Source organism: Gordonia sp. (in: high G+C Gram-positive bacteria), from assembly GCF_052106715.1.
In the GTDB taxonomy this organism is placed as follows: domain Bacteria; phylum Actinomycetota; class Actinomycetes; order Mycobacteriales; family Mycobacteriaceae; genus Gordonia.
Genome location: NZ_JBQEDL010000061.1, coordinates 1 through 11872 on the forward strand (window position 1 = coordinate 1; position 11872 = coordinate 11872).

The 11872-nt window shown below is 65.1% G+C and carries 12 protein-coding genes and 1 tRNA gene; 5 read left to right on the forward strand and 8 right to left on the reverse strand.

Annotation, left to right across the window (positions count from 1 at the left end; translation table 11 throughout):
- Nucleotides 1-156 precede the first annotated feature (156 nt).
- Nucleotides 157-1260 carry a DUF6297 family protein gene (locus ACTIMF_RS18475; protein WP_442351745.1) on the forward strand — a complete coding sequence of 368 codons (1104 nt, stop codon included), beginning with the start codon at nucleotides 157-159 and terminating at the stop codon, nucleotides 1258-1260.
- A gap of 3 nt (nucleotides 1261-1263) precedes the next feature.
- Here the strand turns inward: ACTIMF_RS18475 and ACTIMF_RS18480 are convergent, their stop codons facing one another.
- The 7 genes from ACTIMF_RS18480 to ACTIMF_RS18510 all read right to left on the reverse strand — a co-directional run bounded on the left by ACTIMF_RS18480 (nucleotide 1264) and on the right by ACTIMF_RS18510 (nucleotide 7630).
- Nucleotides 1264-2367: a DUF5685 family protein gene (locus ACTIMF_RS18480; RefSeq protein ID WP_442351746.1), complete on the reverse strand. Its 1104-nt coding sequence runs from the start codon at nucleotides 2365-2367 to the stop codon at nucleotides 1264-1266.
- A 68-nt stretch (nucleotides 2368-2435) separates the two neighbouring features.
- Nucleotides 2436-3458 carry a fused (3R)-hydroxyacyl-ACP dehydratase subunits HadA/HadB gene (locus ACTIMF_RS18485; RefSeq protein WP_442351747.1) on the reverse strand — a complete coding sequence of 341 codons (1023 nt, stop codon included), beginning with the start codon at nucleotides 3456-3458 and terminating at the stop codon, nucleotides 2436-2438.
- Nucleotides 3459-3508: 50 nt separating this feature from the next.
- Nucleotides 3509-4393: a TIGR03619 family F420-dependent LLM class oxidoreductase gene (locus ACTIMF_RS18490; RefSeq protein WP_442351748.1), complete on the reverse strand. Its 885-nt coding sequence runs from the start codon at nucleotides 4391-4393 to the stop codon at nucleotides 3509-3511.
- Between the two features lie 46 nt (nucleotides 4394-4439).
- The gene (glfT1, locus tag ACTIMF_RS18495) at nucleotides 4440-5342 is read right to left on the reverse strand and encodes a galactofuranosyltransferase GlfT1 (RefSeq protein ID WP_442351749.1); all 903 of its coding nucleotides are present in this window, start codon (nucleotides 5340-5342) and stop codon (nucleotides 4440-4442) included.
- A 13-nt stretch (nucleotides 5343-5355) separates the two neighbouring features.
- Nucleotides 5356-6165, reverse strand: coding sequence for a galactan export ABC transporter ATP-binding subunit Wzt/RfbE (gene wzt / locus ACTIMF_RS18500; RefSeq protein WP_442351750.1), 810 nt, complete (start codon nucleotides 6163-6165; stop codon nucleotides 5356-5358).
- A 9-nt stretch (nucleotides 6166-6174) separates the two neighbouring features.
- Entirely contained in the window at nucleotides 6175-7053 is an 879-nt protein-coding gene (gene wzm, locus ACTIMF_RS18505) for a galactan export ABC transporter permease subunit Wzm/RfbD (protein WP_442351751.1), read from the reverse strand.
- Nucleotides 7054-7075: 22 nt separating this feature from the next.
- The gene (locus ACTIMF_RS18510; protein ID WP_442351752.1) at nucleotides 7076-7630 is read right to left on the reverse strand and encodes a bacterial proteasome activator family protein; all 555 of its coding nucleotides are present in this window, start codon (nucleotides 7628-7630) and stop codon (nucleotides 7076-7078) included.
- 62 nt (nucleotides 7631-7692) lie between these two features.
- Here ACTIMF_RS18510 and ACTIMF_RS18515 point away from each other — a divergent pair, with 62 nt between their 5' ends.
- Both ACTIMF_RS18515 and ACTIMF_RS18520 read left to right on the forward strand, forming a co-directional pair.
- Nucleotides 7693-8889, forward strand: coding sequence for an aminotransferase class V-fold PLP-dependent enzyme (locus ACTIMF_RS18515; protein WP_442351753.1), 1197 nt, complete (start codon nucleotides 7693-7695; stop codon nucleotides 8887-8889).
- A 100-nt stretch (nucleotides 8890-8989) separates the two neighbouring features.
- Entirely contained in the window at nucleotides 8990-9475 is a 486-nt protein-coding gene (locus ACTIMF_RS18520; protein ID WP_442351754.1) for a MarR family winged helix-turn-helix transcriptional regulator, read from the forward strand.
- A 20-nt stretch (nucleotides 9476-9495) separates the two neighbouring features.
- Here ACTIMF_RS18520 and ACTIMF_RS18525 read toward each other — a convergent pair whose 3' ends face one another.
- Entirely contained in the window at nucleotides 9496-10461 is a 966-nt protein-coding gene (locus tag ACTIMF_RS18525) for an NAD(P)H-quinone oxidoreductase (RefSeq protein ID WP_442351755.1), read from the reverse strand.
- 91 nt (nucleotides 10462-10552) lie between these two features.
- On the opposite strand from ACTIMF_RS18525, the gene ACTIMF_RS18530 reads away from it, so the two are divergent.
- A tRNA-Ser gene (locus tag ACTIMF_RS18530) sits at nucleotides 10553-10637 on the forward strand.
- A gap of 293 nt (nucleotides 10638-10930) precedes the next feature.
- Nucleotides 10931-11872, forward strand: a 942-nt coding sequence (locus ACTIMF_RS18535; RefSeq protein WP_442351756.1) for a CocE/NonD family hydrolase, incomplete at its 3' end; no start/stop codon positions are given.

Sequence of the window (11872 nt, forward strand, 5' to 3'; positions counted from 1 at the left end):
GTCCTGGTCGCGACGCACAGCCGTGATCTCGTAGAGCGTTGCGCAGACCTTGTTGTGGACCTTGCATCGTGAGACGCGGCGAGGACTGGATACGGCGCAACAATGTGTCGGCTGTCGACCTGTTGCTGATGGTCGGGGTCGGCGGGGGGGGTGGCGGTGTGGGTATTCGAACCGTCGAACGTGGCGAAGTTCGCGGAGACGTCGGCGATCTTCGACGATCACCGGGGCGCGGTCATCGCGGCGTTCGTGTTGGCGACGGCTCTCATCGTCGGGCGGTTCGCGGCGACGTGGGGGCCGGTCCGGGTCGACCGGGCGGTGTTGAAGTGGGAGCTCTCCGGTTCCGCGTCAAGGCACCGACCGCTGAGGCGACGACTGGCGGTCGCGGTCGGTTGTGCCGTCATGGCGGACGTCGCAATCCATGGAGCGCTCTCACTGCTGGTACCCGAATCGGCTACCATCCTGCTGGCCCTCGGCGGGGCGTTTGGTCTCATCGCCGTCTGTGCCGCGTACATTGCGCAACTCCTCGGGGACCGCAGCGTGGGCGCAAGAGGATTCCCGCGCTTCGGGCGGTTGTCCCCGGAGCGGTTACACCAGCGGACGTTCGCACCGCGCGACGGATTCGCCGCCGCGGTAGGGCTCGGGATCAGCATGATGGACGCAAGTTGGATCGCAGATGCTCGAATCACGAGATGGCAGCGCCACACCGCTTCTAAGTCAGGGAGGCTTCATCGGACAGCGGAAGGCGCGTTCGTCCGGATGGACCTCCGTCGGCTCAGACGGCACCCAGAGGCGGTGGTTCGGTGGCTGTGCTGGACGGCGGTCGGCATCGCGGTTTCGATACTCGTTGACTTCCACGCCGTTCCGTTGCTGATATCGACACTCGCAGTGTGGTCGGCGGGGGTCGCGACGGCAGGCGGCCTGACGTCGGTTTCCGATCCGGTGCTAGCGAGATCGTTCGGCGTCTCCGACAGATACCTGCGGCGTTGGCACTGTGTGGTGCCCACGATCGCCACCCTCGTGTCTGCAGCAGCGGTCGCTGCGGCTTCGTCGGTGAGTCTGTTCGCCTGCGCGTTCCTGATCGTCGGCACAATCATGTCCGTACTCCGTCGTGCCACACGGCCTCCGCTCCCGTTCGATGCACCGATGGTTATCGAGCCGCTGATGACCGGGGCTGCCTTTCAGCCAACGCTGCTCTCCGCCCAACTGCGGGGGCTGCTCCTCGCCGTCGTCGTCGGCGTCGTCGCGGGTGCACTCGGGTGACACTCAGGGGCAGTCACAACAATCGCAGCAGTCCCCGCAATCGGCGAGGGGCGCCTTGTACTTGTCCGAACAGTGGTTCCAATGGTCGGTGCACAGGGCTGGACCGCAGAACGTTACACCCGTGAACGGAAGGATGCGTCGGTACCACGATCGGTCCGGCGGGAACGGAGGTGGATACGGTGTGCCTCCGGGCCAATCGGCAGGCGGGTGGGGCGGCCAGGTCTGTCGGCCTGCGCCGATCGCCGCGATCTCCCGACGTTCGCCTGCGCGGCGGCGTCGTCGTACGGCCTGCGCTATACCGTCGATGAGCAGCGCTTTCAATAGGCGGTCGTCGTGCAGTACGAGGTCGCGGTATCGCTCGGCGATCCGGTCGGCGGACAGTTGTGCCCGGGCGAGGGCCTCGGTGTCACTGGTACGGGTGGCGGTCAGCGGGTTGAACGCCCCGCCTGCGTCGTCGTCCGCTCGGTCGTCGATCGCGTCGAGCAGATGTGCGAGACGACCGTACTCGGACCCGATGTCGGCCAGCGCCTGTCTATTGTCGGGGACGTCCGCGAGGTCGGCGCTCGAGGAGAACACCGTCACGCACGCGTCGGCCGTTGGCCCGGTCAGGGCGTCAAGATCGCTCGACGTCGATTCGAGGTCGGTTTGTCGGTCGAGCGAGGTCAGCACATTTGTGACGTCGAGGACGTCTCCGGTGCGAGTGGCCTTGCGGTGTAGTGCGCGCCCGGTGGCTCGCGCTGCGTGACCTCGTGCGGGTGCGGCGGGCGCGAGAGCGAGACGCTGTTCGGCGACGACGTCGTTGGCTTTGGCTGTGGCCAGGGTCAGCGACGCCGACGTAGCCAAGCGGATCCCCGGATCGGTGGACGTCACGACGTCGGCGCGTCGCATGCTGCGGAACGCACACGGACCCGCGGTCCGTGTGATCGCAGACGCATCACGCTGAGCCGCAGTCAGTACCGAGACCATGACGGCGTCGGTGTTCGTGGTGAGACGGGCCGCCTGCCCATGGCCGTCGCGCAACGACAGGCACAGCCCGCACATGTGTGCTCGCCACTCATCGCGCAGATCGTCGAGCACATGCCGACAGGGCTGGAGTATCCCGAACATCGGTTCAAACTAGCGCCTGGGCCGCGGATATGCAGGACCCTCCTTTCGGACGGCGTACCCGTGTCGGCTCAGGAGAACTGAACCAGCGCGGTGCACTTGCCGAACACGCGCTTGCCGTTCACTGTGGCACCGAACGTGATCAGTCCGCGCTTGGTCTCCGGGTAGAGTGTCTTGATCTTCGCCGTGTACACGACGACGGCCGGCTCGGTCGGCGGCACGTAGACCGCGCTCGAGAACCGGGCGTTGAGCTCACGGAACGCGGCCGGGTCGCCGACGAAGGACGTCAGATAGCCTGCGGCAGTACCGAGCGTCAGCATGCCCTGTGCGACGCAGGTGTCCAGCTTCGCCGCTTTCGCGAGTTCGTCGCTGTGGTGGATCGGATTCGGGTCGCCAGCGACGCCGACATAGTTGACGAGGTCGCCGCGGGTGAACCGCTGGGTGCGCGGCGGAATCTCCTGCCCTTCGGTCACCGAGTCGAACGCGATCGCGCCGAAGGAATGCGGGACGTCGTCGGGGATCTCGGCGGCTTCGGTCGGGACCAGCGGCAGGATGTGGGACGCGGTCGGTGAGAACATCACCTTGTCGACGAGGTTCTGGAACTCGTCGGACAGGCCGTCGCCCGTCTCGCCCGGTCCGGCGAGTGTGGTCCACGACTCCTGCATGACGCCTTTGTCGAGGTCGCGGATCACGGTCTTGCCGGTGAACAGGTCGGCGCCCGCGACGGACTTGTACGAGTCCAGGGACACGTCCGACTTCAGGCGGTCGCCCGCGGTGATCGGCTTGTGGAACACGAACCGCTGCTCCACCTGGAGGACACCAGACTTCAACGGGTTGCCTGGGATGCTCTGCTCGAACAGCTGGGCCTGCGCCTTGGTGCCGTCGAGCACGACGATCGTCAGGGGCGCAAGGAGCCGATCATGGCCTGCCTCAGCCGATTTGGCATCATCCCAGTGGACGGGGTTGTCGTCGTGCAGTGCGCGCGCGAACTCACGGATCTTCTCGCGGCCGACCTCGTAGTAGTCCGAAGTGGTGAACACCTTGCCGATCTCTGCTTCGATGGCCTTGGTGCGTTCGGTTCCACTGCTAGTCATGGATACCCATCCTACCGAGCGGTAACGGACCGGGACACCGTGCGTCCGTGTTATCGCCCGTCGTTGACCTTCGCGATCACGTTCTCGCCGTACCAGTCGAGGTGCTCGATCTTCTTTTCCAGGGGTTCGGTGTCCTCGCCGAGGATGTACGGGAGGCGGAAGCCGACGATCACATCGGTGATGCCCTTGTCCTCGAGGCGTCGGCAGCCGTCGACGGTGTACGCGTCCATCGAGATCACATGGATCTCGAACGGGTCGTTCTCCTTGCCCTCCGCCTTGCGGATCGCGGTGATCTTGTCCAGGAGGTCGTCGAGTTCCTCGCCTGGACCGCCGCCGTGCATCCAGCCGTCGCCGCGAATCACGGCGCGCCGCAGTGCCGGATCGGCGTGACCGCCGACGAGCAGCGGTACCGGCTGAGTCGGTGTCGGCGACATCTTGATGCGCGGAATGTCGTAGAACTCGCCGTGGAACTCGAAGTATCCGCCGGCGGTGAGGCCGCGGATGATGTCCATGCACTCGTTCATCCGCTTACCGCGGCGTTTGAAGTCCACGCCCATGATGTCGTAATCCTCGGCCCACGGGCTGGTTCCGACGCCGAGCGAGAGCCGGTTGTTCGTGAGGCAGGCGACCGAGGAGGCCTGTTTGGCGACGAGGGCGGGTGGGCGGATCGGCAGTTTGAGGACGAACGGGAGAAAGCGCAGCGTCGACGTGACCGCTCCGAGGGCGGCCGCATGAATGAACGGTTCGATGAAGTCTTTGTCGTCCAAGAATTCTCGTTTGCCGTCTGGTGTGTACGGGTAGACGGAGTCCGACTCCTCGGGGTACGCGATCGAGTCGGGGATCGTCATGCCTGCGAAGCCGGCCTTCTCGGCGGCCTGCGCGAGCGGCGCGTAGTAGCTGACATCGGTCATCGCTTCGGCAAAGGTGAATCGCATGACACCCAGGGTAGAACACGTTCTAGTTCTGCGGAAGCGATCGACGCTACGGCCGTGTGAAACGTTCGGCTCGGCCCAGCCTGCGCAGACGCATCCACTCGCGGAGGCCAGCGACGTCGCGGCGCTGGACGAGGAAGAACCATGCGAAGCGCGCGTACTCCTGGGGCAGGAGCTTGCGCATCCCGGGTTGGCTCATCAGGTAGCCGCGGTTGCGATAGGTGAAGTACCGCTTCACCTCGTTGTCGGGATACTGGGTGTGCATACGGCCGCCGAGGATCGGGCGGAACTCGTCACTCCCGTCCGGGTGCAGGTACGCGGTCCTCAGACAGGTGCCGAAGTCGATGCCCGACCGTGCGAGGCGACGATGCATCTCCACTTCGTCGCCGCGGAAGAACAGCCGCAGGTCGGGGACGCCGATCTGTTCGATTGTGTCGGCGGAGAACAGCGCGCCGTTCATCAGCGACGCGATGCCGGGCAGCAGATCGTCCGACGATGACTCGCCGGGGGCGAACAGTTCCGACCGCTTACGTCGCCAGACGAGCCCGCGACGGAGCGGGAACGCGAGGGCGTCCGGGTCATCGATGTTCACCACGACCGGTGACACCTGTCCGAGGCGGTGGCGGTCGGCGCAATCGAGCAGGGTCGACAGCACCGCGGGGCCTTCGGGGCGCCCGTCGTCGTCGGCACACCACACCCAGTCGGCGCCGAGCGCGAGCGCGTGCAGCATCCCGAGCGCGAATCCGCCTGCGCCACCGAGATTGTGCTTGGACGGAAGGTAGGTGGTCGGGACCGGTTGGCCATCGACGAGCGCGCCGACGGCCGGGTCGTCGTCGTTGTCGACGACGATCAAGTGGTCCACCGACCGGCCCTGGCCTGCGACGACTCTCAATGATTCGGCGAGGAGTTCGGGGCGGCGATGCGTCACGACGACCGCGACGACACTGCTCATTGCCTGATTCCGTTCACTGGGCGACGCCGCCGTTCTCGGCGAGGACCTTGCGGACCTGGGCTGCCGCGTCGGGGCCCTGATAGGACTGGACGACTTCTTCGATGCCGCCGTCCATCCGGATCTGGCCGTGGTCGATCCACAGCGCGCGATCGCACAGTTGGGCGAGAAACTCGTTGGAATGGCTGGCGAACACGAGGATGCCGGAGCGTTCGACGAGCGCCTGCAGCCGCACGCGGGCCTTCTTCATGAACTCCGCGTCTACGGCGCCGATACCCTCGTCGAGGATGAGGATCTCGGGGTCGATGCTGGTGACGACGCCCAATGCCAGGCGCACCCGCATACCGTTCGAGTAGGTGCGCAGCGGCATCGACAGATAGTCGCCCAGCTCGGAGAACTCCGCGATCTCATCGGTCTTCTTGAGCATCTCCTTGCGGCTCATGCCCAGGAACATTCCGCGGATCAGAATGTTCTCGTAGCCGGAGATCTCCGGGTCCATGCCGACGCCGAGGTCGAAAACGGGTGCGACGCGACCGCGGACCTTGCAGGAGCCGCGGGTCGGCTCGTATATCCCGGACAACAGGCGCAGCAGGGTCGACTTGCCCGCACCGTTGTGGCCCACGAGGCCGACGCGGTCGCCGTGCTCCAGGTGTAGGTTGATGTCGCGAATCGCCTCGACGACGACGGTCTTGGACCCGTTCGACCCGATGACGCCGCCCGCCGCACCGATGACGGCCTTCTTCAGTGAACGTGTCTTGGCGTCGAAGATCGGGAAGTCGACGCACGCGTCCCAGGTGTCGACGCGGATGTCGGTGTTCTCTGGCACGGATGTCTCCTAAACCCAGTACGCCACGCGGGCGCGGTAGTTGCGCATCACCATGAGCGCGGCGGCGCACCCGAGCGCGGTGCAACCGAGCACGATGCCCCAGTGGTAGAACTCGACATGCTTGCCGAGGAGTGGTCCGCGGGCGATCTCCAGGTAGTGGAACATCGGGTTGAGCTCGACGAGCTTCATCCGACTCGACCCTTCGCTGCCGACGGCGTCGAGGGTGTCTGCCGACCAGATGATCGGTGTCATGAAGAACACCAGTCGCACGGCTGTGGTCAGTAGTTGGCCGATGTCGCGGAAGCGGGTCGAGAGGATCCCGAAGACTATCGTTGCCCAGGTCGCGTTCAACGCGAAGAGTGCGATTGCGGGGACGACGAGCAGTGCAGACCAGTCGATGTCCTGCGGGAACACCGCGAACACGATCGCGTAGATCACGATATTGTGCGCGAAGATGATGATGCTCCGCCAGACCACGCGATACACGTGCACGCTGATCGGCGCAGGTATCTGTTTGATGAGACCTTCGTTGGTCGAGAATACGACCGATCCGTCGAGGATCGATGTCTCGATGAAGCCCCAGAAGATGAACCCGAGCAGCACGTACGGTAGGAACGTCTTGATGTCCTGGTGGAACAGTTCGCCGTAGAGAATGCCCATCGCGACGGCGGTGACACCGGTCGCAATGGTGATCCACAGCGGCCCGAGGACTGAACGCTTGTAGCGCTGTTTGATGTCCGTCCAGCCCAGGTGCAGCCAGAGTTCGGAGGTTCGGAAACCCTCGACGAGATCCTGGATGCCCCGTGCGAACGTTCGCGAATCCGAGGTGGGCGGGGGCGGCGGAATGCTCCGACCGGCTACTCCGCCGTCATTGGCTACGGCTGACACAACGCAACAGCATACCGGCGGGTCACAGATATTGACCGGTGCTGTGGTTGTCGGACATGTCACCGGCTCCGGGCGGCAGTACGCCCTGTCGCATCTGCTCGAGTTGGCCGCGGGCAGCCATCTGCTGGGCGAACAACGCCGTCTGGATTCCGTGGAAGACGCCTTCAAGCCATCCGACGAGCTGTGCCTGTGCGATACGCAGTTCGGCGTCTGACGGCGCCTGCTCGTCGGAGAACGGCAGGGCCAATCGGTCGAGCTCCTCGCGCAGGTCGGGGGCGAGTCCGTCCTGGAGTTCGGCGATCGACGTGCGGTGAATGTCCGCGAGGCGAGTGCGGCTAGCGTCGTCGAGGGGAGCTGCCCGCACCTCTTCTAAGAGTTGTTTGATCATGGTGCCGATGCGCATCACCTTGGCGGGCTGTTCCACCATGCCTGCCACCGGATTCGACGACGCGTCACTGTCGTCGCCGCTGGCGGCGGCGAACTCGACGGCTGGTACGTCTGGTGTCGCCGACGGGTCGGACGACAGCGGGTTGCCGGGGCCTGTTGTGCCGAACATCTCGGGAAGCATGGTCTCCATTGTGCCGCGTGCGTCGTCGTCCTGACGTGATCGGTGCGAGACAGGTGTCTATCGTTGTGGCCATGCCGTTCGACATCGCCTCCGTGAGAGGCTTGTTCCCCGCCCTGGGTGACGGTTGGATCCATCTCGATTCGCAGCGAGGAATGCAGATACCGGATGCGGTCGCGTCGGCGATCTCGCGGGGAGTTCGGTCGTACCCGGTCCTCGGCGGCGGGCTGTCCCGGCAGTCGCAGGAGGCTGCTGCGACGACGGCACGGGCGCGTCAGGCGATCGCCGACCTCCTCGACGCCGATCCGTCGTGCGTCGTGTTCGGCCCGTCGCGCGGTGCGCTGGTGTCGGCGCTGGTCGAATCGTTGTCGGTGACGTCGTGGATCGGCGACGGCGTGGTCCTGTCGGTTCTCGACGATGAGGAGAGCGTCGTCCCGTGGCTGCGTGGTGCGGCCAGGCATGGGACTCCCGTCCGGTGGGCGCAGGTCGACATCGAGGACGGTTCGCTGCCGCCGTGGCAGTTCGCTGAGTTGATCACCGACCGCACGAGCGTCGTGTCGGTCGCGTTGGCGTCGTCGACGACGGGTGCGATCACCGACATCGGGCAGATCGCCGGGCACGCGCGTGCCGCAGGCGCCCTGATGGTGGTGGACGCGACGAGCGCCGCGCCGTTCGTCCCGTTGTCGATGAGCGAGATGGGCGCGGACGTGACTCTGGTGAGTGCCGAACGGTGGGGCGGTCCGCGGATGTCGGCGATGGTGTTCGCCGATCGTGGCCGCATGGAGTCGTTGACCAACGTGTCGATGGATCCGCACGCGATCGGTCCCGCGCGACTCGAGCCGTCCCCGACGCCCACCGCATGGCTTGCCGGCCTCGTCGCATCGGTCGAGGTACTCGCCGGTCTCGACTCGGCGGCAACCGGCGATCGTCGCCGCCGGCTGATGACGTCGATGGACGGTGCATACGAATATCTGCAGCGTCTTACCTTCTATCTGGTGAACGCGTTGGACAATCTGGGGCACGTCCACGTGATCGGCGCTGACACGCACAGGGTTCCGCTTGTGAGCTTCCTGGTGGGCGGTGTCAGTGCCGAGAAGGTCGTAAGTCGCTTGAACGACAATGGAATCAGCGCGCTACACGATGTTCCGAGCCGTGCATTGGAGGCGATCGGAGTGTCCGACGCCGACGGTGCGGTCACAGTCGGGCTCGGTGTCTACTCCACGCCGTACGAGATGGACCAGGTGGCGCGGGTGCTTGGCTCGTTCGGATGATTGCGCGTGTCGACCGCCACTTCGATTGGGTCGGATCGGATGATCGACCGTATCGTTGCACCTGAAAGTGTGGAGTGGTCGGGGCGGAAGGGTACTTCGGGTGTTGCGACGAAATGAAGTCGATGGGGGGCTTGCGCGCGTTCTCGATGGCGCCGAGCGTGATCTGTGGCAGCAGTTCGTCACTGGAGGGTGGGTCCTGTATCGGGCCCTGTTCAACCAGATCGATTCGTCGGCGGCGTTGACCAGTGCCGACTGGCGAGTGCTCGAGGTGTTGTCGTCTGCGGAGGGGTTGCGGATCAGTGATCTCGCCGAAGCGACGCAGATCCCGTTGAGTACGGTGTCTCGGCAGGTGGCTCGGTTCATTGCGAACGGCTACGTCGCCCGTCTGGAGAACGTCGACTACGACGCCCGCCAGAAATGGGTGACCATCACCGACGCTGGGCGTGAGATGGTGCAGCCGATCCTCGACGAGCGTGACCGCGCCGTTCGTCGCCTCGTGATCGATTCCCTGTCCGCCGAAGAGTTCGACACCTTGTGCCGCACCTTCGGCAGGATCGGTGAACGGATCGTCCGCGAAGGTCTGTAGCGCCTCGCGGGTCGCGCTGCTCACTCCATCGTCAAAAGCACCTTGCCGACGGTGTCCCCGGAGTTCAGGCGTTCGTGCGCGGCTGCCGCGTCGTCGAGCCGGAACGTCGAGTCGATGATCGGCGCGACGTCGCCGCTCTCGACAAGTGGCCAGGTTCTCGCGACGGTCTCGGTGACGATCATGGCTTTGGATCCGGCCCCGGCGACCGGGCGTGCGCGCAGTGTGGTCCCGATGACGGCGGCTCGTTTGGCCATGAGCGCCCCGATATTGAGTTCGCCCTTCACGCCGCCTTGCATGCCGATGATGACGAGGCGTCCGCCGGGTGCGAGTGCTGTGACGTTGGCGCCGAGGTACTTGGCTCCGATGATGTCGAGGATGACGTCGGCTCCGCCGTTCTCGCCGACGACCGCGTCGAAGTCCTGCGTCGTGTAGTCGATGAGGATTTCTGCGCCGAGTTCGCGGCAGCGTTCGAGTTTGGCCTGGTTGCGTGCGGTGACGGCTACCCGTGCGCCCAGCGCGTGCGCGAGTTGGATGGCGTGCGTGCCGATTCCGCTGCTGCCGCCGTGAACTAGAAGGAGTTCGCTGGGTGACAGGTGGCCGGTCATGACGACGTTCGACATCACTGTGCACGACACTTCCGGGAGCGCGGCAGCCGAGACGAGGTCGACGCTACGTGGGACGGGCATCAGTTGCGCGACGGGAACGGCGACCTTCTCTGCATAGCCTCCGCCCGCGAGGAGCGCGCAGACTTCGTCGCCGACTGACCAGCCGGACACGTCGTCGCCGATTGCCGAGATCGTGCCGGACGCCTCGAGGCCGAAGACGTTCGACGCTCCGGGTGGCGGCGGGTACTTCCCCGCGCGCTGCATGATGTCGGCGCGGTTGACCCCGGCGGCCGCGACGTCGATGATCACCTCGCCGGGCGCCGGCTCGGGGTCGGGGAGGTCGACTATGTCCAGGCTCTGTGATTCGGGGATGGCGCGCATGAATCCAGTCTTCCACCGATCCGGCCGGTGGGCACGGGCGCGACCGACGTGCGATAGCCTTCTGTGCGGGCAGGCGTTGATCCTGTCCGATGGAAGCGTGGCAGAGCGGCCGAATGCACTCGCCTTGAAAGCGAGCGTGGGTAAAACCACCGGGGGTTCAAATCCCTCCGCTTCCGCAGTGTGAAGTCTCGGGACATCGTTCGTCACCACGCATCGTCTAACCCTCTCGTTGGCGTCACCTGCTGACACCAACTGGAGGGTTAGGCGAGTCGGTTGCTCACATGTCGCGACTCGTCCCTGGTCTGTCGTGGGTTCCCGTGGCGGCCAGGCTGATCGGTTCGGTCCGATCGACGTTCTGTTGACACAACCTACTGACGAGTAATACTCTGCGACCCCTATCACAAGACTTGGGTACGGCGTTGTGAGTCACGCTGTGCTCACAGCGAGAAATCAGACCTTGGGGGTCGGGATGAGCAGGTTCTTCCGTCGGTTGTTGGCGTTGATCGCCGTATCGGCAATCGCGGTGGGCCTGTTCGCTCCGCCTCCCGCAGATGCGGCATCGATCGGGATCAACCCGCCGAAGTGGACGAAGACCTACGACGGCCCGCAGCACTACGCCGGAGTCCACGTGACCCCGAGTGTCCCGATCCGGATGTCCGACGGCACCGTTCTACGCGCCGACGTGTACAGACCGGCCGGAAAGTCGGGCCGGGCGACGGCGGATCGCAACCCGGTCATAGTCAACATGACGCCGTACAACAAGCTGGTCAGCATGATCGCCACCGCGGCTACCAACATTCCGGGGCTGTCGAAGCCGGTGATCGATTTCTTCGCGAGCATCAATCTGTCCGGCACCCCGATCTCGGGCACCGAACAATTGCTCAAGGTCGCCAAGGGCGGTCTCGTCAGCTCGTTCTCGGTCGACCCGAAGCTCGTCCGCAGCGGGTACACGCAGATCGTCGTCGACGTACGTGGCACCGGGACGTCACAGGGTAAGTGGGATGTGTTCGGTCCGCGCGAGCAGAAGGACACTCTCGAAGTCCTCGACTGGGCGCGCAAGAGGTCGTACTCGAACGGAGAGCTCGGAATGTCCGGCTACTCCTACTCGGCGATCAACCAGTTGCAGGCTGCGGCAAAGCGGCCGCTCGGTCTCAAAGCCATCTTCCCTGCGGCGCCGATGACGGATATTGTCGCCGATGTCGTCGCGCCCGGATCTGGTTACGGTGCAGGGTTTCTGGCCCTCTGGCTGTTCGGTGTGAACGCCTCGAAGATGATTCCTGATCTACCCCGGCTGCTCCGCGGGCAGTTCGACGTGAAGTGGCTGCAGGACCGGATTAAAGATCCGGCAGTCTTCGTTCCCGAGTTCATCCAGGGTCTGACCGCGAAGTCGACCGACGACCTGAGGGGCCGC